20 protein-coding genes are annotated in these 21,325 nt (G+C 68.9%); 15 read left to right on the top strand and 5 right to left on the bottom strand.

Features of this window, described 5'->3' with window-relative positions; all coding sequences use genetic code 11:
- The 4 genes from ggt to ACSAMQ_RS15275 all read left to right on the top strand — a co-directional run.
- Nucleotides 1–1,650, top strand: a 1,650-nt coding sequence (gene ggt / locus ACSAMQ_RS15260) for a gamma-glutamyltransferase (RefSeq protein ID WP_435396461.1), incomplete at its 5' end; no start/stop codon positions are given.
- A 103-nt stretch (nucleotides 1,651–1,753) separates the two neighbouring features.
- Entirely contained in the window at nucleotides 1,754–2,335 is a 582-nt protein-coding gene (locus ACSAMQ_RS15265) for a hypothetical protein (RefSeq protein ID WP_435396462.1), read from the top strand.
- Nucleotides 2,336–2,491: 156 nt separating this feature from the next.
- Nucleotides 2,492–3,391, top strand: coding sequence for an MBL fold metallo-hydrolase (locus tag ACSAMQ_RS15270; RefSeq protein ID WP_435396463.1), 900 nt, complete (start codon nucleotides 2,492–2,494; stop codon nucleotides 3,389–3,391).
- A 29-nt stretch (nucleotides 3,392–3,420) separates the two neighbouring features.
- Nucleotides 3,421–4,149, top strand: coding sequence for a TMEM43 family protein (locus tag ACSAMQ_RS15275; protein WP_435396464.1), 729 nt, complete (start codon nucleotides 3,421–3,423; stop codon nucleotides 4,147–4,149).
- Between the two features lie 133 nt (nucleotides 4,150–4,282).
- Here the strand turns inward: ACSAMQ_RS15275 and upp are convergent, their stop codons facing one another.
- The 4 genes from upp to ACSAMQ_RS15295 all read right to left on the bottom strand — a co-directional run bounded on the left by upp (nucleotide 4,283) and on the right by ACSAMQ_RS15295 (nucleotide 7,398).
- Nucleotides 4,283–4,918 (bottom strand): uracil phosphoribosyltransferase, encoded by a 636-nt coding sequence (gene upp / locus ACSAMQ_RS15280; RefSeq protein WP_031372933.1) that lies wholly within the window; start codon nucleotides 4,916–4,918, stop codon nucleotides 4,283–4,285.
- Between the two features lie 262 nt (nucleotides 4,919–5,180).
- Nucleotides 5,181–5,492 (bottom strand): hypothetical protein, encoded by a 312-nt coding sequence (locus ACSAMQ_RS15285; RefSeq protein WP_435396465.1) that lies wholly within the window; start codon nucleotides 5,490–5,492, stop codon nucleotides 5,181–5,183.
- A 52-nt stretch (nucleotides 5,493–5,544) separates the two neighbouring features.
- On the bottom strand, nucleotides 5,545–5,787 hold the full coding sequence (locus ACSAMQ_RS15290; protein ID WP_435396466.1) for a hypothetical protein: 243 nt from the start codon (nucleotides 5,785–5,787) through the stop codon (nucleotides 5,545–5,547).
- 111 nt (nucleotides 5,788–5,898) lie between these two features.
- On the bottom strand, nucleotides 5,899–7,398 hold the full coding sequence (locus ACSAMQ_RS15295) for an aminotransferase class III-fold pyridoxal phosphate-dependent enzyme (protein WP_435396467.1): 1,500 nt from the start codon (nucleotides 7,396–7,398) through the stop codon (nucleotides 5,899–5,901).
- A 414-nt stretch (nucleotides 7,399–7,812) separates the two neighbouring features.
- Between ACSAMQ_RS15295 and ACSAMQ_RS15300 the strand changes: the two genes are divergently transcribed.
- The 10 genes from ACSAMQ_RS15300 (at nucleotide 7,813) to ACSAMQ_RS15345 (ending at nucleotide 18,962) form a co-directional block, all read left to right on the top strand.
- Nucleotides 7,813–8,043 (top strand): hypothetical protein, encoded by a 231-nt coding sequence (locus ACSAMQ_RS15300; RefSeq protein ID WP_435396468.1) that lies wholly within the window; start codon nucleotides 7,813–7,815, stop codon nucleotides 8,041–8,043.
- A complete protein-coding gene (locus ACSAMQ_RS15305) occupies nucleotides 8,040–9,911 on the top strand; it encodes a CIA30 family protein (protein WP_435396469.1) in 1,872 nt (623 codons plus the stop codon). The genes ACSAMQ_RS15300 and ACSAMQ_RS15305 overlap by 4 nt, the downstream gene beginning before the upstream one ends.
- Before the next feature lie 81 nt (nucleotides 9,912–9,992).
- Nucleotides 9,993–11,180: a sensor histidine kinase gene (locus ACSAMQ_RS15310; RefSeq protein ID WP_435396470.1), complete on the top strand. Its 1,188-nt coding sequence runs from the start codon at nucleotides 9,993–9,995 to the stop codon at nucleotides 11,178–11,180.
- Complete coding sequence (locus tag ACSAMQ_RS15315) at nucleotides 11,177–11,779, top strand: response regulator transcription factor (protein WP_031372940.1); 603 nt, start codon at nucleotides 11,177–11,179, stop codon at nucleotides 11,777–11,779. Before ACSAMQ_RS15310 ends, ACSAMQ_RS15315 begins: the two co-directional genes overlap by 4 nt.
- A gap of 355 nt (nucleotides 11,780–12,134) precedes the next feature.
- Complete coding sequence (gene queA, locus ACSAMQ_RS15320; RefSeq protein WP_435396471.1) at nucleotides 12,135–13,193, top strand: tRNA preQ1(34) S-adenosylmethionine ribosyltransferase-isomerase QueA; 1,059 nt, start codon at nucleotides 12,135–12,137, stop codon at nucleotides 13,191–13,193.
- Nucleotides 13,194–13,336: 143 nt separating this feature from the next.
- Nucleotides 13,337–14,443: a tRNA guanosine(34) transglycosylase Tgt gene (gene tgt / locus ACSAMQ_RS15325; protein ID WP_435396472.1), complete on the top strand. Its 1,107-nt coding sequence runs from the start codon at nucleotides 13,337–13,339 to the stop codon at nucleotides 14,441–14,443.
- Between the two features lie 249 nt (nucleotides 14,444–14,692).
- On the top strand, nucleotides 14,693–15,043 hold the full coding sequence (yajC, locus tag ACSAMQ_RS15330) for a preprotein translocase subunit YajC (protein WP_435396473.1): 351 nt from the start codon (nucleotides 14,693–14,695) through the stop codon (nucleotides 15,041–15,043).
- A 63-nt stretch (nucleotides 15,044–15,106) separates the two neighbouring features.
- A complete protein-coding gene (gene secD / locus ACSAMQ_RS15335) occupies nucleotides 15,107–16,969 on the top strand; it encodes a protein translocase subunit SecD (protein ID WP_435396474.1) in 1,863 nt (620 codons plus the stop codon).
- 15 nt (nucleotides 16,970–16,984) lie between these two features.
- Complete coding sequence (secF, locus tag ACSAMQ_RS15340) at nucleotides 16,985–17,950, top strand: protein translocase subunit SecF (RefSeq protein ID WP_435396475.1); 966 nt, start codon at nucleotides 16,985–16,987, stop codon at nucleotides 17,948–17,950.
- Nucleotides 17,951–18,104: 154 nt separating this feature from the next.
- A complete protein-coding gene (locus ACSAMQ_RS15345; protein WP_435396476.1) occupies nucleotides 18,105–18,962 on the top strand; it encodes a class I SAM-dependent methyltransferase in 858 nt (285 codons plus the stop codon).
- Between the two features lie 1,017 nt (nucleotides 18,963–19,979).
- Here ACSAMQ_RS15345 and ACSAMQ_RS15350 read toward each other — a convergent pair.
- A complete protein-coding gene (locus ACSAMQ_RS15350; protein WP_408953105.1) occupies nucleotides 19,980–20,798 on the bottom strand; it encodes an inositol monophosphatase family protein in 819 nt (272 codons plus the stop codon).
- 95 nt (nucleotides 20,799–20,893) lie between these two features.
- On the opposite strand from ACSAMQ_RS15350, the gene ACSAMQ_RS15355 reads away from it, so the two are divergent.
- Nucleotides 20,894–21,325 (top strand): TrmH family RNA methyltransferase (locus ACSAMQ_RS15355; protein ID WP_435396477.1); only part of this gene is annotated, 432 nt, incomplete at its 3' end.

Consider the following 21,325-nt stretch of genomic DNA (forward strand, 5'->3'; position numbering starts at 1 on the left):
GCACGCAGCGCAGCGGCCGCCAGCGCGGCCGCGCATCCGCCGGGCACCGCGATCGCCAGCGCGCATTCGCTGTCGACCCAGGCCGGGCTGGAAATCGTCCGCGCCGGCGGCAACGCCTTCGACGCCGCGATCGCGGTGTCCTCGACCTTGTCGGTGGTCGAGCCGATCAGCTCCGGCATCGGCGGCGGCGGTTTCTTCCTGCTGCACGACGCCAAGCGCAAGCGCGACATCTTCGTCGACGCGCGCGAGACCGCGCCGGCCGCGGCCACGCCGGCGGCCTATCTCGACGCCAAGGGCGAGCTCAACCGAGACCGCGCCACCAACGGCCCCTGGTCGGCCGGCATCCCCGGTCTGCCGGCGGCGCTGGTGCACCTGGCGCAGAACTACGGAAAGCTGCCGCTGAGGACCTCGCTGGCGCCGGCGATCCGGATCGCCCGCGAAGGCTTCGAGGTGTATCCGCGCCTGGAAAAAGGCTACGGCAGCCGCCGCGAGGTGATGGAACGCTATCGCGGCACCCGAGAGGTGTTCCTCGCCGACGGCACGCCGCCGAAGGCCGGCGAAACGCTCAAGCAGCCGGACCTGGCGCGCACCCTGGAACTGCTGGCCGAGAAGGGCTTCGACGGTTTCTACCGCGGCGACGTCGCCGCCAGGCTGCTGGCTTCGGTCAAGGAAGAGGGCGGCCAGTGGCGCGCCGAGGAACTGGCCGGCTACAAGGTGCGCGAGCGCGAGCCGCTGCGCTTGAAGTACCGCGGCTGGGACATCGTCACCGCGCCGCCGCCGTCCTCGGGCGGCGTAGCCCTGGCCGAGATCCTGCAGGTGCTGCAGGGCTGGGACCTGTCCAAGCTCGATCCCGCGCACCGCACCCACGTTCTCGCCGAGGCGATGCGCCGCGCCTATCGCGACCGCACCATCTACCTCGGCGATCCGGATTTCGTGAAGATGCCGATCCGGCGCCTGACCAGCGCCGATTACGCCGCCGGGCTGCGCGCAACCATCCATCCCGAGAAGGCCACGCCGAGCGATCTGCTGTCGGGCCAGCCGGCACCGCTGGAAGACGACGAGACCACCCACTTCTCGATCATCGACGGCGAAGGCAACCGCGTCTCGGCGACCCAGACCGTCAACCTGCTGTACGGCTCGGGCCTGGTCGCGCCGGGCACCGGCGTGCTGCTCAACAACGAGATGGACGACTTCGCCCTGCGTCCGGCCACCCCGAACGCGTTCGGCGTGATGGGTTTCGAGGCCAACGCGCCGGCCGCGGGCAAGCGCATGCTCAGCTCGATGACGCCGAGCTTCCTGGAATCGTCCGATCGCGTGGTCGCGGTCGGTGCGCCCGGCGGCAGCCGCATCATCACCCAGGTGCTGCTGGCGATCCTCGCCTACGACGCCGGCCTGCAGCCGCAGCAGGTCGCCGCGCAACCGCGCATCCATCACCAATGGATGCCGGACGCGATCTCGGCCGAGCCCGGCGCGCTCGACGCCGCCACCGTGGCCAAGCTCCAGGCCATGGGCCACAAGATCAACGCCGGCGAATCGACCTGGGGCAACCTGCAGACGGTGATGTGGGACAAGCGCAGCAACACCTTGTCCGGCGGCACCGACCCGCGCAATCCGGTCGGCCAGGCCGACGTGCAGCCGAACAAGCCCTGAGGCGGCGCCCGCGAAACCGCCGCCGCGATGGCGCGACGGCGGTGCGGTGCAGTAGATTTCGCGGCATGGACGGCGTCAGCAGCAAGCGACAGGGGACAGGGCAGTGAGCGACGACAAGCGTTGGTATACCCGCGTGCCCGCGATCTCGATCGCCCTGGTCGCTTTCCTGGTGGCCTTGACCACCCTGATCAACAACGTGCGCGAGATCGGCGGGCTGAAGGACAAGCCGACGACACCGGCCGCACCCTCGCAGCCGGTCGCGACCACTCCGGTCAAGCCGGCCGCGCCGCAGGCGCCGGCCCGCTACACGGTGCTGCTGACGCTGGAGAAGATCGAGGTCGTCAACGACGGCACCAACGGCAGCACGGCGTGGTCGTTCGACGTCAGCGCCGGCGGCCAGGATCTGTTCGCGCTGCCGTCGCGCGATTACCTGGACAGCGAAGCAGAGCGCATCGTCACGCCGCGTCCGACCGATCCCTCGATGGGGCGGGTGGTGCTGGTGGCCGGCCAGGAAATGCTGATCAAGATCAGCGGCCGCTCCTCCGGGTTGATCAGCAAGGCCGCCGCCAGCGGCAGCGCGACCCTGCTGGCCGAGCGGCCCTTGGCGCCGATACGCGTGATCGCCGGCGACGGCCGCGACGGCGAATTCATTTTTCACTTCGCCACCGTCACCACGCCGCAATGACGCTGCCGACAGCGGGCGCCGGCCGGCGGTCGGCAGCGCGCCGGGTGAGCGGCGCCTGTCCGCGATCCGCGGTTCGACCGCGTTCCGGCCCGAGGCCTGCGTTTGCGCAGTAAAATCGGGCCATCCCTCGCCAGTGCCCGTACGGGCGGTGCAGACATGAAACTCTGGTCGATCCTCGGCAACTCGCAGAAACTCGATGGCGGCGCGATGTTCGGCAACGCGCCGCGCGCGATGTGGGCGAAGTGGTCGCCGCCCGACGAGCACAACCGCATCGCTCTGGCCTGCCGGGCTTTGCTCGCCAGCCCGCTCAACGGCAAGACCGTGTTGTTCGAGGCCGGCATCGGCGCGTTTTTCGAGCCCAAGCTGCGCGAACGCTACGGCGTGGTCGAGGATCGCCACGTCCTGCTCGATTCGCTGGCGCGTGCCGGTTTCGCGCCCGAGGACATCGACGCGGTGGTGCTGTCGCACCTGCACTTCGACCATGCCGGCGGCCTGCTCGCGCCCTGGGCCGAGGGCGAGGCGCCGCGTTTGCTGTTCCCGAATGCGTCTTATCTGGTCGGGCGCGAGCATTACGAGCGTGCGCGTCATCCGCACGCGCGCGACCGCGCGAGCTTCATTCCCGAGTTGCCGGGCTTGCTCGAAGCTACCGGCAAGCTCGAGCTGGTCGACGGCTCGCATTCGAAACTGCTCGGCGACAGCGTGCGTTTCCACTACAGCGACGGCCACACCCCGGGCCTGATGCTGGCCGAGATCGTCGGCCCCGACAGCGTCGACGGCGAACCGCACGGCGGCGTGGTGTTCTGCGCCGACCTGATTCCCGGGCGGCCTTGGGTGCACGTGCCGATCACCATGGGCTACGACCGCAACGCCGAGCTGCTGATCGACGAGAAGAAGAGTTTCCTCAGCGACAAGCTCGCGCGCAACGTGCATCTGTTCTTCACCCACGACCCCGAGTGCGCGCTCGCCCAGGTGGTGCGCGACGAGAAGGGCAAGTTCGGCACCGCTCACGAAGTCGCCGAACTGCAGGCGCGGAACTTGGCCGCATGGGCTGCGTGAGCGGGCGCCGGCGCCGGCCGGCGCTGGCCGTGTACGCCATCGTCTTGCTGGCGATGAGCCTGCTCGCGGGCACTGCGTTCGCACAGGCCGAAGACCCCGGCGAACCGCTCGGCGAACCGCGCAGCGGCAAGCGCCTGCTGGACCGCGACTTCGGCGTGGAAACGCGCGAGTTCGGGCTCGACCGCCGGGTCGAGATGTACCAATGGCGCTCGGTCGGCGAGGGGTACGAGCGGGTCTGGAACGCGGCGCCGATCGATTCCTCGAAGTTCTCGCCCGGGCACGTCAATCCGACCCGCCTGCCCTTGGAGAACAAACGCTGGTGGGCCGACGCGGCGACCCTCGACGGCAAGCCGATCCGCCCCGACGTGCTGCGCGCGGTCGGCGAATGGCGGGTGTTCCGTCCGAATTTCAGCCGCCTGCCGGCGAATCTCGCCGCCACCTTCCAGCCCGAAGGCGACGGCCTCGGCAGCGCCGAGAACCCGCTCGACCCGCAGATCGGCGACTTGCGGGTGAGCTGGCGCGAACTGCGGTTGCCGCCCCTGGAAGGCAAGCTGGAACTGCGCGAAGGCAGTTGGCGCCTGCGGCCCGAAGCCGCCGCCGCGGCCCTGAGCGCCGCGCCCGCGCGCGAGCCGAATGCGGCGGCCTCGCTCGATCGCGACGGCGGTGCCTGGTCGCCGGGCTGGTTCGCCATCGCGGTGGTATTCGCGCTGATCCTGCTGTACCGCTTGCGCAAGCGGCGGCAACGCAAGAGTTCCTGAGCCTCGCTCGGGCTTCGCGGCCCGGTCTGGATATTCGATGCTTTGCCCAGTGCGCCGCGCGATGCGTTCTTCGCCGCAGGCGCCGGCGCGAAACCCGGCCGGGCGCCAGGACCGGCGCCGCCTGCGGCCTTGTTCAGGCGTAGTGCTTGGTGCCGAAGATCTTGTCGCCGGCATCGCCGAGGCCGGGCAGGATGTAGCCGACTTCGTTGAGGCGTTCGTCGACCGACGCGGTGAACACTTCGACGTCGGGATGGCGCGCTTCCAGCGCCTTCAGGCCCTCCGGCGCGGCGACCAGGAACAGCCCCTTGATGCGCTTGCAGCCCGCGGCCTTCAGCAGGTCGACGGTCGCGATCAGGCTGCCGCCGGTGGCGAGCATCGGGTCGAGGATCAGCGCGGTGCGCTCGTCCATGCGGCCGGTCAGTTTTTCGTAGTAGCCGACCGGCTGCAGGGTCTGCTCGTCGCGTTGCAGGCCGACCACGCCGACCTTGGCCGCCGGGATCAGCTCCAGCACGCCCGGCAGCATGCCCAGTCCGGCGCGCAGGATCGGCACCAGGGTGACCTTGGCGCCCTTGATGCGGCGGGTGACCACCGGCCCGGCCCAGCCTTCGACCACGGCCTCCTCGGTTTCCAGGTCAGCGGTGGCTTCGTAGGTCAGCAGGGTCGCGACTTCCGAGGCCAGTTCGCGGAACGACTTGGTGCTGTTGTCGGCGCGGCGCATCAGGCCGAGCTTGTGCTGCACGAGCGGGTGGCGGACTTCGACGATTTTCATGAGCGGCCTTTCTACGGTGGTCTGCCGGGCGGTCTTGTGCGCAAGCATTGATGGTTGCGGGGCGAGGCGCAAGGGCGAGCGCGTTCGGCGTTGCACGAAACCGGCGAGGGCGGTCGAGTTGTCTGCCTTCGGTCCGCGGCCGGCGCCGTGGTGCTGCGCGGGTTTGCGGTCGCTTCCCCAGCAGATGAGGCGAGAGCAAATCCCCGTGGCTCCCTCATTCCAAAGGGGAACTCGGTAGGTGGGGATGGCACGCGCTGGCAGCTTAATCGGCGATGGCGTACAGATTGTCGCCTTCGGCAATGGCCTGCTCGACGAAGCGCGAGAACTCGTGCACTCGGCTGGGATCGGTGAACTTGGCCCTGATCCGCGTCAACTCCGCTTGCAAGCGAGGCAACTCGCCGGACAGCATCACGGTGTCGGCGTAATAGTCGTGCAACTTGCGCAACAGCGGATACTCGCCGTGCGGCTGGGCCCGGGACATCAATTGCGCATGCAGCATCTGGTCGATGGCGAACAATTTGCGCGAGATGTGGATCTCGCGCTCGTGCCGGGCCTGGATCAGGTCGAGTGCCATGACGGGGCGCAGGCCGGGCCGCGGCGTCGCCGCGGCCGGCACGCGTTCGGCCTCAGGCCGTTCGCACGTACTGGATCTCGACGCCGTCGCCGCTGCCGATGGCCGCGCGCAGCACGGTGATCAGCGAGCCCGCGTTGAGATGATCGATCTCGATCATGTCGACGGTGGCGTGATCGATGAAGTAGTTCTGGTCCTTGCTGTCCTCTTCTTCCAGCGCCGCGACGAGGATCTGCAATTCCTCTTCGCTGATCTCGCCGATGTCGGCGCCGGTGTCCTTGTTCGACAAACGAATCATTGTGTTCTCTGGAAGTGAGTGGAGAGGAGTGAGGAGCGAGTCAGAAGCGAGAAGCGAGAAGCGGCTGTCGCTAACTCCTCGCTTCTGTGCGCTCGCTTCTATGCAGCAGCCTCAGGCCGCGGCCGCCTGCTGCGCGCGCGGGCCTTCCTTGAGCGCGCGGCCGACCATCGACACCAGCAGTTCGATCTCGTCGCTGCCGATGGTGAAGTTCGGGGTGAAGCGCAGCGAGTTGACGCCGCCGTGGATCACGCCGATGCCGCGCTCGCGCAGCCATTCCTCGGTCGAGCCGGCGCCGTAGCACTTGAACTGCGGGGCGAGTTCGCACGAGAACAGCAGGCCGGTGCCCTGGACCTTGGTGATCAGGCCGCCGAGTTCGCTCTTGAGCTTCTCCAGCTTTTCGATCGCCTCGGCGCCGCGGTTGCGGATGTTGGCCTGCAGCTCCGGGGTGACCTGTTCGAGCACGGCGACGGCGACATCGAGCGCACGCGGGTTGCTGGTCATGGTGTTGCCGTACAGGCCCTTGCGGTACAGCGAGGCGGCGCGTTCGCCGACCGCCAGCACCGACAGCGGGTACTGACCGGCATTGAGCGCCTTGGAATAGGTTTCCATGTCCGGCGCTTCCAGTCCCTCGAAACCCGGGTAGTCGACGATCGACAGCACGCCGTGGGCGCGCAGGCCGGCCTGGATCGAATCGACCAGCAGCAGCGAGCCGTGGTTGCGGGTCAGCTCGCGCGCGGCGGCATAGAACGCCGGCGGCACGCCGCGGCCCGGGTCGCCTTCGCCCATCACCGGCTCCAGGAACATCGCCTCGACGAACCAGCCGTTGCTGTCGGCGTCGGCGAACACCTTCTTCAGCGCGTCGACGTCGTAGGGCTCGACGGTGATCACCGAGTCTTCGTTGCGGAAGCTGGCCAGGTGCTGCAGATAGGCCTTGCGCGAGGAATCCGAATACAGCGCCGGGCGCTCGGTGCGGCCGTGGAAGCTGCCCTTGACCACCACGCGCTTGATCGCGCGGCCGGCGTGGCGCGCGCCCGGGTCGGTCATCAGCTTGCTGTTGACGTCGGCGATGCGCGCGGCCAGCGACACCGACTCGGAGCCGGAGTTCAGGCAGAAGAAACGCTCGTACGGGCACTCGCCGCGGGTGGTGCCGATGGCCCCGCGCAGGGCGCGCTCGAAGCGCAGCTGCGACAGCGACGGGGTCATGATGTTGGCCATCACCTGCGGCTTGGCCATCGCCGCGATCACCGCCGAGGGGGTGTGGCCGAAGCCGAGCATGCCGTAGCCGCCGGAGTCGTGCAACACCGCGCCCTTCAGGGTGATCACCCAGGGGCCGCGCGCGGTCAGGGCGATGTAGGGATTGACGCCGTCGTCCGGATAGAAATTGACGTAGCCGGCCTGCACGGCCTGGATCTGCGCATCCTCGTCGAGGTCGAGCAGGTCGGCGTGCAGTTCGCGGATCAGGGCGTACTCGGCCGCGGCCGCGGCGATCGCTTCGCCGAGCTCGGGATGGGTCAGGGCGAAGCGGGCGACGGTGTCGTCGTCCAGGCCGACGGTGCGGCGTTTGCCGGCATGAGCGCGCAGCGGCGCGAGTTGGCTGAGCAGGTTGTTCATCGTCAATCTCCACAGGCCGGCGCGTGCGCGGCCTCTCCAGTTTTCGGCCGGGGCCGAAGGCTTCATCACATGGGAGACCGGTCCGCCTTCATGGCGAGACCCTCGCAGTTGCAGCGGCCAGGCCGCCAAGCGCCATCTCTCACACTCGTACAACGTAAGCGGCAACGAAAGATCGCCTCGACGATGCGCGCAAAAATTTTGCGTGACGCATCCGGTTCTCGACGATTTTTCGTTTCAATTCAATAATTTATGCGAGTCTACCATGTCCGGATCGCGCCGATAACCCCCACCGCCGGGCTCGGCTCGGGCGAGGCGTGACGCTTGTCACCGGCGATGAATGATCTCGCCCACTGCCCCGGCAAGCGCTTGGGTACGACAGTAAGCGCACCTTCCAGAAGTCCGTGGAACCAGCCGATGAGCGCGATCCATCCCTTCCATGGCGTCGTCGCCGCGGCCGCGAGGCGACCCGCGCGCGGCCCGGTTGCGGCCGCCGTCGTGCCCGCCGCGAGGCCGAGCGGCACGCCGGCCCGGCCCTGGCTGCATTGCGTTCCTTTATTGCGATCGCCGGCGGCCCAGACCGCGGCCGCCGCCGCATCCTCCGATGACCGCGCCGCGGCCGTCGCCACCGAATGGAGCAGAACATGAAGATGGAAAAACCGTCCGTGCACGCCCAGGCCGCCGGCCTGCTGCTCGGCGCGATGCTGGGCTCGGGCGCGGCGCTCGCCGCCAATGGCGCCAATGGGAATGACGGCGTCGGTGGCGCCAATAGCGCAGGCGCGCCGGCCGCGAACGCTAGCGAGCAGGCGCTGCCGGCGGCCTCGTTCGCGATCCGCCAGGTTCGCGTGTTCGACGGCGAGCGCGTGCTGCCGACGGCCACGGTGGTGGTGCGCGACGGCCTGATCGCCGAGGTCGGCGCGGGCGTGGCGGTGCCGGCCGGAGTGCCGGTGATCGACGGCAACGGCGCCACCTTGCTGCCCGGCCTGATCGATTCGCACGTGCACAGCTGGGGCGAAGCGCGCAGCGACGCCCTGCGCTTCGGCGTGACCACCGAGTTGGACATGTTCACCGATCATCGCGGCCTGGCGGCGGCGCGCGCCGAGCGCGAGAGCCGCGCCCCGACCCGCAAGGCCGACCTGTGGTCGGCCGGCACCCTGGTCACCGCCAAGGGCGGCCACGGCACCCAGTACGGCATGCCGATCGCGACGCTCGACGACCCGGCGCAGGCGCAGGCCTTCGTCGATGCGCGCATCGCCGAGGGTTCGGACTACATCAAGCTGGTGCTGGAGCCCTTGCCCGACGCCGGCGGCAAGGCGCGCCTGAACACTTTGTCGGAAGCCTCGCTGCGCGCGGCGATCAAGGCCGCGCATGCGCGCAAGCGCCTGGCGGTGGTGCACGTGTCGCGCGCCGCCGATGCGGCGCTGGCGATCGACGCCGGCGCCGACGGCCTGGTCCACGTCAACGGCGACGTGCTCGACGACCCGAAACTCGTCGCCGCGATCAAGCAGCGCAAGGCCTTCGTGGTGCCGACCCTGACCGTGATGGCCTCGCTCCACCGTGCCGACGGTTCCGCGCGCACGCGCATCGCCGGCGACCAGCGCCTGGCGCCGTATCTGCGCGCGCAGCAGAAGGAGGAGCTGGCCGCCAGCTTCCCGAGTGGATTCCACGACGAGCAGCGCTTCGACAACAGCCTGCAGAACGTGCGCCGCCTGCACGAGGCCGGCGTGCCTGTGCTCGCCGGCACCGATGCCGGCAACCCGGGCACCACCCACGGCGCCAGCGAACACGGCGAACTCCAATTGCTGGTGCAGGCCGGGTTGACCCCGCTGCAGGCCCTGAGCGCGGCGACCGCCGCGCCGGCGCGCAGCTTCGGCCTCGACGACCGCGGCCGCATCGCCCGCGGCCTGCGCGCCGACCTGATCCTGGTCGAGGGCGATCCGACCGCCGACATCACCGCAACCCGCGCGATCCGCTCGATCTGGAAGAACGGCCATCCGGTCGACCGCGCCATCGACACCGCCTTGCCGACGCTCAAGCCCGGCAAGGTCGCCTTGTTCGCCGGCGACAAACCCGGCGCCAACTGGATCGCGTCCAACGATATCTACGTCGGCGGCAAGTCGAGCTCGCAGCTGGCGGCGATCGCCGAGAACGGCAAGCCGGCCACGCTCGCGGCCAAGGGCGAGATCGTCGCCGGCATCGCCCAGCCCTGGGCCGGGCTGATGTTCGTGCCGGGCCCGGCGCCGCTGGCCTCGGTCGATGCGCGCGAGGTCCGCGAGCTCAGCCTGCGAGTGCGCGGCGACGGCCGCAGGCTCACGGTGATGGTGTTCTCCGGCAACGACATGCGCCGGCCGCCCGCCATCCAGCCGCTTTCGGTCGGCGCGCAGTGGCAGGACGTGCGGGTGCCGCTGGCGAGCATGACCGGCGTCGACCTGGGCAATCTGCGCGGCATCGTGCTGGGCGCCGGCGGCGAGCCGGGACCGTTCGCGTTCGAGATCGAAGCGGTCGAACTCCGCTAAAGTCCGCTACGCCGATGCGTTCCGGACCGGCGCCGGACCGCATCGCCACCGAGGTCTTGCCGACCTGTAAGGAGCTCGCTCATGCGCCTGCCGCCGCCCACGATGGATGCCCAGGACAACCTGCTCGGTTGGCACCTGGCGTCGTTGCTGTATCTGAGTTTCGTGTTCATCCCGCTGTTCTTCTGGCCGCGGGTGCCGTGGTGGGTGGTGACCGCGGCGGTGACCTCGGTGCTGTTGTTCCTGCCGCTGTACTGGGCGTTCTATCGCAGCGGCTCCAGGCTGCGCCTGTGGCTGCTGCTCGCGGTGGCTTGCATCGGGTACGCGGTGATCCCGTTCGGCGGCGGGGGCGGCACTTACCTGATCTTCGCTTCCGGCATGATCGCCAGCCTGCTGCCGCTGGGCCGCGGCATCGCCCTGGCGGCGCTGCTGTTCGCCTTGCTCGGCCTCGAGTTCATGCTGCTGGTGCCGAAGGAGGCGATGCCGCTGTCGACCTTCCTGATCAATCTGCTGGTCGGCGCGATCGTGTTCGCCGGCGTGGTCGCCGCGCGCAACCGCGAACGCCGTCACGCCGAACTGCGCCTGACCCAGGACGAAGTCAAGCGCCTGGCCAGCCTGGCCGAACGCGAGCGCATCGGCCGCGATCTGCACGATCTGCTCGGCCACACCCTGTCGGTGGTGGTGCTGAAATCGCAGTTGGCCTCGCGCCTGCTCGCCCACGACACCGCCGCCGCCCACGCCCAGATCAACGAAGTCGAGCGGGTCGCGCGCGAAGCCCTGACCCAGGTCCGCGAAGCCGTCGCCGGCATCCGCGCCAACGGCCTGCAGGCCGAGCTGGCGGCGGCGCGGCTGGCGCTGCTGAGCGGCGAGATCAGCCTCGACCAGAAGCTGGCGACCGTCGACATTCCGCTTAACATCGAAGCCGCGCTGGCCCTGGCCCTGCGCGAGTCGGTGACCAACGTGATGCGGCATGCGCGTGCGCGCCGGGTCGATGTCGAACTGACCCAGGACCCGCGCGGCGGCATCGTGCTGCGGATCGCCGACGACGGCCGCGGCGGGGTGTCCAGCGAAGGCCACGGCCTGACCGGCATGCGCGAGCGCCTGCGCGCGGTCGGCGGCACGGTCGAGATCGAAAGCCCGAACGGCGCCGGCACCCGCCTGAGCCTGCTGGTGCCGCGCGAGGCGCTGGTCGCCGCCCGCCGCCTGGCTGCGCCCGCCTCACATTCCGCGCCGGCGCCCGCGCCGGCCCTGCTCGAACGAGGTCTCGCATGATCCGTCTGCTGCTCGCCGAAGATCAGGCCCTGGTACGCGGCGCGCTGGCGGCGTTGTTGAACCTGGAGCCCGACATCGAGGTCGTCGCCGAAGCCGGCGACGGCGCGGCGGCCTGGGAAGCGGTCAAGCGCGTCCAGCCCGACCTGATCATGACCGACATCGAAATGCCGGGCATGACCGGCATCGACCTGGCGATGCGCGTGCGCGATTCGGGCATGTCGACCCGGGTCGTCATCGTCACCACCTTCGGCCGCGCCGGTTACCTGCGCCGGGCGATGGACGCCGGCGTGCGCGGCTACCTGCTCAAGGACGCCCCGGCCGGGCAACTGGCCGAGGCCCTGCGCCAGGTGCACCGTGGCGGCCGCGCGATCGATCCGCAGCTCGCGGTCGCCGCCTGGAGCGACGAAGACCCGCTGACCGAGCGCGAGCGCCAGGTCCTGCGCCTGGCCGGCGAAGGCCTGTCGACCGCCGAAATCGGCGAGCGCCTGCACCTGAGCCAGGGCACCGTGCGCAATTACCTGTCCGAAGCGATCGGCAAGCTCGACAGCAGCAACCGCATCGAAGCCTATCGCCGCGCCCGCCAGAACGGCTGGTTGTAAGCCAGGCGCAAGCGCCTGCGAACGCCGGCGCATCGATTGCCGGCTCGATCGCACCTTCCGGCACCCTTGGCTCCCGCCTCCCGGACATCCAGGCGCCGGGATGCCCGGATGCCTGAGCCACCCCGAAGCCCGTGCTGTTCCCCCTCGAAAAAGGGGGCAGGAGAGATTCGCTCCCCGCCGCCGGGACCTCCAAACCGCCCCTTTTGCCGATCCCGCCCCATACCCGGGATAATGGACGCTCTCCGAAACCTCGCCCGGCCACTTCGCCGCCCGGTTTCGCCCCGTCCGTCAGCCCCACCGGTCTTAGCCGGCTACGGCGGCTACGGCGCTTCGCGCTTAATGACTTCGGTTCCCTTTGAAGAAGAACGACTTCCATTACGAACTGCCGCCCGAGCTGATCGCCCAGGCGCCTCTGGCCGAGCGCTCCGCCAGCCGCCTGCTGGTGGTGCCGCCGGCGCCGGCGCCGCGCGAGGACCGCGTGTTCCGCGAGCTGCCGCAGTTGTTGCAGCCCGGCGACCTGCTGGTGTTCAACGACACCCGGGTGATCCCGGCACGCCTGTTCGGCCAGAAGAGCACCGGCGGCCGGGTCGAGATCCTGATCGAGCGCCTGCTCGGCGGGATGGAGGCGCGCGCACAGATCGGCGTGAGCAAATCGCCGAAGGCCGGCGCGCGCATCGCCCTCGACGCTGGCGGCGAAGCCGAGGTGCTGGACCGCGAGGGCGAGTTCTATCGACTGCGCTTCCACGTGCCCGAGTCGCTCGAACAATGGCTGCTGCATGCCGGCCGCCTGCCGTTGCCGCCGTACATCCAGCGCGAGCCCGGCAGCGACGACCAGGAGCGCTACCAGACCGTGTTCGCGCGCGAAGTCGGCGCGGTCGCCGCGCCGACCGCCGGCCTGCACTTCGACGATGCCTTGCTGGCGCGGTTGCGCGAGCGCGGCATCGAGTTCGGCCACGTCACCCTGCACGTCGGCGCCGGCACCTTCCAGCCGGTGCGCGCCGAGAATCTCGACCAGCACGTCATGCACAGCGAGTGGCTCAACGTCGGCGCCGGCCTGGTCGAACAGATCCGCCGGACCCGCGCCGCCGGCGGCCGGGTGATCGCGGTCGGCACGACCGTGGTGCGCGCGCTGGAAAGCGCGATCCGCCACCACAGCGGCATCGAAGGCGAAGAAAGCGAACTGCAACCGTTCGCCGGCGAGACCCGCTTGTTCATCCTGCCCGGCTACCGCATCCGCTCGGTCGACGGCCTGATCACCAACTTCCATCTGCCGGAAAGCACCTTGCTGATGTTGGTCTCGGCCTTCGCCGGCAAGGACCGCATGTTCGCCGCTTACGAGCACGCGATCCGCGAGCGCTACCGCTTCTTCTCCTATGGGGACGCCATGCTGCTGTGGCCAACCGCAGAGGTGTAGCCCCGCTGGCACACCCGAAGCCGAGGCCCAGCCGCCTTTCCAGCCTCCGCGCACAGCCCGGCAAGCGAAGCCCGCGCGGATGCCCTCACACGAATCCCACGCATCGCCCCATGCGTCCCGCTACTCGATAAAGGAATACGCGCATGAGCCGCATGTCCTTCCAATTGCTCGGTCAAGACGGCGCCGCGCGCCGCGGCCGCCTGACCTTCCCGCGCGGCACGGTGGAAACGCCGGCGTTCATGCCGGTGGGCACCTACGGCTCGGTCAAGGGCATCATGCCCGAGCACGTGCGCGAGCTCGGCGCGCAGATCATCCTCGGCAATACCTTCCATCTGTATCTGCGGCCCGGTCTGGACGTGATCGGCGATCACGGCGGCCTGCACGGCTTCGCCCGCTGGAACGGCCCGATCCTGACCGACTCCGGCGGCTTCCAGGTGTTCTCGCTCGCGCACCGGCGCAAGATCACCGAGCAAGGCGTGACCTTCGCCTCGCCGGTCGACGGCAGCAAGGTCTTCCTCGGCCCGGAAGAAAGCATGCACATCCAGCGCGTGCTGGATTCGGACATCGTCATGATCTTCGACGAGTGCACGCCGTATCCGGCCACCGTGGAAGTGGCGCGCAAGTCGATGGAGCTGAGCCTGCGCTGGGCCGAACGCTCCAAGAAGGCCCATGAAGGCAACGATGCGGCCTTGTTCGGCATCGTCCAGGGCGGCGTCCACCACGAACTGCGCACCCAGTCCGCGGCCGGCCTGAAGGGCCTGGGCTTCGACGGCTATGCGATCGGCGGGCTCGCCGTCGGCGAGCCCGAGGCCGAGCGCAACGCAATGCTCGAACACACTTGCCCGCAGCTGCCCGAGGACCGTCCGCGCTACCTGATGGGCGTCGGCCGCCCGGAAGACCTGGTCGAGTCGGTCGCGCGCGGCGTCGACATGTTCGATTGCGTGATGCCGACCCGCAACGCCCGCAACGGCCATTACTTCACCCCGAGCGGCACCGTGCGAGTGCGCAACGCCAAGTACGAGCGCGACCTGCGGCCGATCGAAGAGGGCTGCGACTGCTACGCCTGCAGCAACGGTTTCAGCCGCGCTTACCTGCGCCACCTGGACCGCTGCAACGAGATGCTGGGGCCGATGCTGGGCACCCTGCACAACCTGCGCTACTACCAGCGCCTGATGGCGCAGATGCGCGAAGCGATCGAGCAGGGAACCTTTACCGCCTTCCGGGAGTCTTTCTACGCCGCACGCGCCTAGGGCGACGGGGCTCCTTCGACCCCCTCGCTAGGCTCCCGGCCTGGGAGCGCCGGACCTGCTCCTGAGCTGGATCGCCGGGCTCCGGCCCGGCGCGTGAACAGGCGGGGCCGGAGCGAAGCGGCCGGGGCAGGGCCCCGGGCCTTCCGGCCCGCCCGATAAAGCGTGCGCTGCAGCTCATTTGAGCCTCGGCCTTGACTACAACCCAGCCGTGGCATAATCCCCGGCTATTTTTCGTTCCAGGACCTTCCGATGAATCTGCTCGACCTCCTGATCGCCCCCGCTTACGCCCAGGCCGCTGGCGCGCCCGCTCCCGGCGGCTTTCTCGGCAGCGCCGGCGGCTTCGTCCTGCCGCTGATCCTGATCGGCGTCATGTACTTCCTGATCTTCCGTCCGCAGATGAAGCGCGCCAAGGAACACCGCGGCATGCTCGAGAAGCTGGCCAAGGGCGACGAAGTGCTGACCAACGGCGGCATCGCCGGCACCGTGACCGACATCGGCGAGAACTTCATCACCGTCGAAATCGCCGCCAACGTGCGCATCCGCGTGCAGAAGGGCGCGATCGCCAACGTATTGCCCAAGGGCACCTTGAAGTCGGCCTGAGCCGACGCCACGCCTTTATTTACATAGACGCGGCGGCCGGGGAGGCTGCCGCAGGGGTTCTCGATGCTGACCTTCGCGCGCTGGAAATACTTCGCCATCCTGGCCGTACTGATCTTCAGCGTGATTTATGCGCTGCCGAACGCCTATCCGCAGGATCCGTCCGTACAGATCTCCGCGGCCCGGCCGACCGGCACCCAGGTCGACGCGACCCTGGCCAAGCGCGTCGAAGGCATCCTCGCCAAGGCGCAGATTTCCTCGAAGTCGATCCTGGTCGAGAACCAGGGCAACCTGATGGTGCGCCTGACCGACACCGATCTGCAGACCCGCGCCGCCGACCTGCTGCGTCCGCAGCTCGGCAGCGAATACGTGGTTGCCCTGAGCCTGGCCCCGACCGTGCCGGACTGGCTGCAGGCGTTCGGCGCCAAGCCGATGCCGCGCGGCCTGGACTTGCAGGGCGGCGTCCACTTCACCATGCAGGTCGACCAGGACGCCGCGCTCAACAAGCGGCTTGAGGCCTACGTCGAGGACGTGCGCTCGACCCTGCGCGACAGCAGCGTCTCCTACACCTCGGTGGTGCGTCGCGGCAACGAGGCCATCGTCGCCACGCTCGCCGCCGGCGCGAACGCCGACAAGGCGCAGAAGCAGTTGCGCACCGCCTTCCCGACCCTGACCCAGAGCCTCGAGGGCCAGACCCTGACCCTGGAAATCCCGCAGGCCGAACTGCAGCGCATCTCGCTCGACGCGATCGAGCAGAACCTGACCACCCTGCGCAACCGCATCAACGCCTTCGGCGTCGCCGAGCCGGTGATCCAGCGCCAGGGCACCGACCGCATCGTGATCCAGCTGCCTGGCCTGCAGGACACCGCCGAAGCCAAGCGCCGCATCGGCGCCACCGCGACCCTCGAGTTCCGCGCCGTGGTCGGCGACGAAGCCAGCGCCGCGGCCGCCGTGCGCGACCGCAACGTGCCGCCGGACGCGCGCGTCTACTACAACGAAGCCAAGCAGCCGCTGCTGCTGTCCAAGCGCCTGCTGGTCTCGGGCGACCAACTGGTCAACGCGGTTCCGGGCAGCGACCAGCAGGGCCAGCCGAGCGTCAGCATCACGCTCAACGCCATCGGCGGCCAGCGCATGCTCAACCACACCCTGGAAAACGTCGGCAAGCGCCTGGGCATCGTCTACGTCGAGCAGATCCCGATCACCCAGATCGTCGACGGCAAGGAAGTGCGCACCACCCGTTCGGAAGAGCGCGTGATCAGCTCCTCGACCATCCAGGGCGTGTTCGGCAAGGACTTCCAGACCACCGGCCTGAGCCGCGAGGAAGCCAACAGCCTGGCCCGCGACCTCAAGTCCGGCGCCCTGGCCGCGCCGATGACCTTCGTCGAAGAGCGCGTGGTCGGCCCGAGCCTCGGCGCCGAGAACGTCAAGCGCGGCACCACAGCGGTGATGTTCTCCTTCATCTTCGCGCTGGCCTTCTTCCTGATCTATTACCGCATGTTCGGCCTGATCACCTGCCTGGCCCTGCTGCTCAACCTGCTGATGGTGGTCGCGGTGATGTCGCTGCCGATCGTCGGCGCGACCATGAGCCTGCCCGGCTTCGCCGGCCTGGCGCTGTCGGTCGGCATGTCGGTCGACGCCAACGTGCTGATCAACGAACGCATCCGTGAAGAGCTGCGCGCGGGCATGCCGCCGCAAACGGCGATCGCCACCGGTTACGACAAGGCCTCCGGCACGATCTTCGACTCCAACATGACCGCTTTGCTCGCCGGCCTGGCGCTGTTGATGTTCGGCACCGGCCCGCTGAAGGGTTTCGCGATCACCATGATCGTCGGCATCCTGACCTCGGTGTTCACCGCCGTGACCGTGTCGCGCGGCATCGCCACGCTGATCTACGGCAAGCGCCGCAAGCTCAAGTCCATCGCGATCTGACGGGAGAACCCAGACATGAAGATTTTCCCGCTGACCCTGCTGCCCAACGACGCCAACATCAACTTCATGAAGTTGCGCTGGGTGTCGATCGCGGTCGCCGCCCTGATCATGTTCGTCGCCATCGGCGCCATGTTCACCCGCAACTTCAACTTCGCCCTGGACTTCACCGGCGGCAACCTGGTCGAGGTGCACCTGGACAAGGCGATACCGCTGGACCAGGTGCGCGAGCGGCTGGCCGCCGACGGCTACGACAGCGCCCAGGTCCAGACCTACGGCTCGGGCACCGAGTTGTTGATCCGCCTGCAGCCGCGCGAAGGCGACGCCTCGGCGTCGGCCACCGCGCACTCCGCCGCTGCGGTGATGAAGGCGGTGTCGGGCGAGGGCAACAACCCCAAGATCCTGCGCAACGAGTTCGTCGGCCCGCAGGTCGGCAAGGAACTGGCCCTCAACGGCCTGTACGCGCTGATCTTCGTGATCGTCGGCTTCCTGATCTACATCGCGTTCCGCTTCGAATGGAAGTTCGCGGTCGCCGCGATCATCACCACCCTGCACGACGTGATCGTGGTCGCCGGCTGGTTCGCCATCAGCGGCCATGAGTTCGACCTGACCGTGCTGGCCGGCATCCTGTCGGTGATGGGCTACTCGATCAACGACACCATCGTGGTGTTCGACCGCGTCCGCGAGAACTTCCGCTCGATGCGCGCCGATCCGGAGACCATCCTCAACAAGTCGATCAACCAGACCCTGTCGCGTACCGTCATCACCTCGTTCGTCGCGTTCCTGACCGTGGTGGCCCTGTACATCTACGGCGGCGGTTCGCTGCGCGGCATGGCCGAATCGCAGATGCTCGGCATCATCATCGGCACCCTGTCGTCGATCTTCGTCGCCTGCCCGCTGTTGACCCTGGGCATACTCAAGGTCAGCAAGCAGGACTTGCTGCCGAAGGCCAAGGACGAAGCGGCGCTGGCTCGCCGTCCGTAAGCCTCGCTGCATCGTTAAGGGAGAAAGGCCGCGCATCGCGCGGCCTTTTTCTTTGTCCGGCGCGCGCCGGAGTGTGTTGCGAGATCGGAGGCGTTGAAGCGGGCCGCCGCGCAGGCGTAGCCTGTAGCGGAGCATTCGAAAACCGGAGCGAATCTTGACCGCCGCCAACCGACAACAGATCAGCGACTGGAACGGTCCGGTCGGCGCGCGCTGGCTGACCTATAACGATTGGCTCGACGAACGCACCGCGGCCTACGGGCAGGCGGCGTTCGCGGCGGCGGCGCCCAGGGCCGGCGAGGCGGTGCTGGATATCGGCTGTGGGGCGGGGGCGACGTCGTTCGAGCTCGCGCGTGCGGTCGGGTCCGGCGGGCGGGTGGTCGGGGTCGACGTGTCCGAGCCCTTGGTCGGGCGCGCGCAGGAGCGCGCGCAGGCGCTGCGGTTGCCGGTCGAGTTCCGGCTCGCCGATGCCAGCCGGCCGCTGTTCGCGCCGCACAGTTTCGATCTGTTGTATTCGCGGTTCGGGGTGATGTTCTTTGACGATCCGGCGGCGGCGTTCGTGGAGTTGCGCAAGACGCTCAAGTCGGGCGGCCGGCTCGCGTTCGCGTGTTGGAAGGCGCCGGCGGAGAACGATTGGTATGTGCTGCCGTTGAAGGCGATCCGCGGCATCGTCGAGCAGGACGCGGTCGATACCGATGCGCCGGGGCCGTTCGCGTTCAGCGACCCGCAGCGGGTCGCGCGCGTGCTCGGCGAAGCCGGTTTCGAGTCGGTCGAGTTGCAGCCGTTCCAGGCGCCGTTCTATTACGGCCGCGGCGACAGTCGCGAGGCGATGACCGAAGATGCGCTGTCGCAGGTGTTCCGGGTCGGGCCGGTCGCGCGTTTGCTGGCGGCGCAGAGTGACGAGGTGCGCGAGCGCGCGACGCTGGCGATCCGCGAGGCGTTGTCGGAGATCGCGACCGGGCAGGGCATTGCGGTCGGCGGTGCGACCTGGGTGGTGACGGCGCAGGCGCCTTGATCAGGGACCGCGTCGATGAGGGTGCAGGTGCGGGCCTGTCGTTCCCACAGGAAGCTGAGTAACCAAAGGGTAGGAGCGGCGCGTGCCGCGACTGCGTGGCTTCGGTCTCGCGGCGTCAGCCGAATCCTTTGTAGGAGCGGCGTGAGCCGCGACTGCGTCGTTTCCCGTTGCGGTGTCGCCGACTACAAACTGGTATAGCAACATCAACATCTAAAGCTTCCGCCGCTGGCGGTTTTGCGGCTGCTCTTGGGTAGGAGCGGCGCGAGCCGCGACCGCTCCGCATCGGCCTCGCCGCGTTACGCGCCGTAGCCCCTTGTAGGAGCGGCGTAAGCCGCGACCAGGGGACGAGTAGAAACCGCATAGCCGGTGTCGCTGATCGAAACTGTGAACTGCCGCCGGGGTAGGAGCGACGCAAGCCGCGACCGCGTCGTCTACGGTCGCAGCGTTACCGGCCGTGAGGCGGTGAAGCCACATCAATAGCAAAGCTTCCGCCCCCTAAAGGGTGCGGGTAACTTTCTTTTGTCCAAAGCAACAAAAGAAAGTCACCAAAGAAAAGTGCTTTTCCCTGCAAGGGCACAAGCCCGCACGATCGGTGCCGACGCAGGGATGCTCCAGACAGGCCATCCCTGGCCTGCTTGCGCACGGCCCGCCTCCCTGCGGGCCGCCCTCCGGGTCTTCCCTTGACCGGGAAAGCGGCAGATCAAAATCACGGCAACGGCAACGGCAACGGCAACGGCAACGGCAACGGCAACGGCAACGGCCAGCGCGTCGCGGCTGCCCCTGGGTAGGAGCGACGCAAGCCGCGACCGCGGCATTGCGATGGCGGCGCCGCGATCTGGAGGACGCGCGGTCGCGACTTGCGTCGCTCCTACAGTGGAGGCGCCGCCGCCTTTTGATTCGGACGCGGCCTTCACGTTGCGAGCAGACCGTCGACAGGCACGCCCACGGCGACGCCCCCACCAATAAAAAACGCCGCAATCTCTCGCGGCGTTTTTGGTTGCGACGTGCGCGGCCGGTTCAGTCGAACGCGGCGGCGTAGCCGGTGTTGACGATGCGGTGCTGCAGCGCGTCGGCGATCTTGAGGTTGCCGGCGATGATCTGGCGCGGGGCGAGGCCGCGGTTGTCCATCGGCCCGGTCGAGCGGCCCTTGAAGTCGGAGATCTTGCCGCCGGCTTCGCGCACCATCAGGGCGCCCGCGGCGATGTCCCAGGGCTTCACGCCGGCTTCGAAATAAGCGTCGGCGCGGCCGCAGGCGACATAGGCCAGATCGAGCGCGGCCGAGCCGGTGCGGCGCACGTCCTCGGCGTCGACCAGCAGATTGTCCAGGCACTTGAGGTGGGCGCTGGTGCGCGCGCGTTCGCGCGGCGGAAAGCCGGTGATCAGCATCGCGCCGTTGAGGTCCTTGCGCTCGGCGATGCGCACGCGCTTCTCGTTGAGCTGGGTGCCGCTGCCGCGGCTGGTGGTGAACAGGTCGTTGCGCAGCGGGTCGAAGATCACGCCATGGATCGGCTCGCCGTTCTCGCACAACGCGATCGACACGCAGAAATGCGGGATGCCGTGCAGGTAGTTGCTGGTGCCGTCGAGCGGGTCGATGACCCAGGTGAAGCGGGCCTGGCCGATCGGGCCGCTTTCTTCGCCGAGGATGGCGTAGTCGGGGGTGGCGCGGCGGAATTCCTTGATGATTTCCGCTTCGGCGAGGCTGTCGACCTCGCTCGCGTAGTCCATGCGGTCCTTCTCGACGATGTTCAGCGCATCCAGCCGGTGCATGTGGCGGAGCAGCACGTTGCCGGCGGCGCGGGCGGCCTTGACCATGAGGGTGACGGCGGGTTTCTGCATGGCGTACGGCCTCGAGCGTGTGAGGTGGGGCAGGACTGACGGGGGTAAAGAGCGGACCGGCGCTTTGGCCGGGGCGGGGAGTTTACCATCTGCGCATGAACCCCGATCTCCGCAATCCGCCGGCGCCCCCCGAGGCGCCCGATCCGATCAACTCCCCGGCCCGCTCGCCCGAGGCCGCCCCGGCCGCCGCCGCAGGCCGGCTCGGTCCAGCCACGGCGCAGGACCCGGCCGCCGCCCACACCCGCATCGTCCTGGTCGGTACCCAGCACCCCGGCAACATCGGCTCGGCGGCGCGGGCGATGAAGACCATGGGCCTGAGCCGGCTGATCCTGGTCGCGCCCGAGAAGGGCCTGGACCGCGACGCCTATGCGATGGCCGCCGGCGCCGACGACCTGCTCGAATCGGCGCTAATCGTGCCCGACCTGGCCACGGCGGTGGCCGACTGCCACCTGGTCCTGGGCTGCACCGCGCGCAGCCGCCGCATCGCCCTGGAAGAGCTGGTGCCGCGCGACGCCGCGGCCCGGGCC

Source organism: Lysobacter sp. 1R34A (genome assembly GCF_051217035.1).
Taxonomy (GTDB): Bacteria; Pseudomonadota; Gammaproteobacteria; order Xanthomonadales; family Xanthomonadaceae; genus Lysobacter.

Bases quoted from the DNA above. Each gene is read 5' to 3' on its own strand.
- tgt (WP_435396472.1), top strand. From the start codon at position 13,337: ATGAGCCGCATGTCCTTCCAATTGCTCGGTCAAGACGGCGCCGCGCGC.
- upp (WP_031372933.1), bottom strand. From the start codon at position 4,918: ATGAAAATCGTCGAAGTCCGCCACCCGCTCGTGCAGCACAAGCTCGGC.
- yajC (WP_435396473.1), top strand. From the start codon at position 14,693: ATGAATCTGCTCGACCTCCTGATCGCCCCCGCTTACGCCCAGGCCGCT.
- secD (WP_435396474.1), top strand. From the start codon at position 15,107: ATGCTGACCTTCGCGCGCTGGAAATACTTCGCCATCCTGGCCGTACTG.
- ACSAMQ_RS15315 (WP_031372940.1), top strand. From the start codon at position 11,177: ATGATCCGTCTGCTGCTCGCCGAAGATCAGGCCCTGGTACGCGGCGCG.
- secF (WP_435396475.1), top strand. From the start codon at position 16,985: ATGAAGATTTTCCCGCTGACCCTGCTGCCCAACGACGCCAACATCAAC.
- ACSAMQ_RS15300 (WP_435396468.1), top strand. From the start codon at position 7,813: ATGAGCGCGATCCATCCCTTCCATGGCGTCGTCGCCGCGGCCGCGAGG.
- ACSAMQ_RS15295 (WP_435396467.1), bottom strand. From the start codon at position 7,398: ATGAACAACCTGCTCAGCCAACTCGCGCCGCTGCGCGCTCATGCCGGC.
- ACSAMQ_RS15310 (WP_435396470.1), top strand. From the start codon at position 9,993: ATGCGCCTGCCGCCGCCCACGATGGATGCCCAGGACAACCTGCTCGGT.
- ACSAMQ_RS15305 (WP_435396469.1), top strand. From the start codon at position 8,040: ATGAAGATGGAAAAACCGTCCGTGCACGCCCAGGCCGCCGGCCTGCTG.
- ACSAMQ_RS15290 (WP_435396466.1), bottom strand. From the start codon at position 5,787: ATGATTCGTTTGTCGAACAAGGACACCGGCGCCGACATCGGCGAGATC.
- ACSAMQ_RS15285 (WP_435396465.1), bottom strand. From the start codon at position 5,492: ATGGCACTCGACCTGATCCAGGCCCGGCACGAGCGCGAGATCCACATC.
- ACSAMQ_RS15270 (WP_435396463.1), top strand. From the start codon at position 2,492: ATGAAACTCTGGTCGATCCTCGGCAACTCGCAGAAACTCGATGGCGGC.
- ACSAMQ_RS15350 (WP_408953105.1), bottom strand. From the start codon at position 20,798: ATGCAGAAACCCGCCGTCACCCTCATGGTCAAGGCCGCCCGCGCCGCC.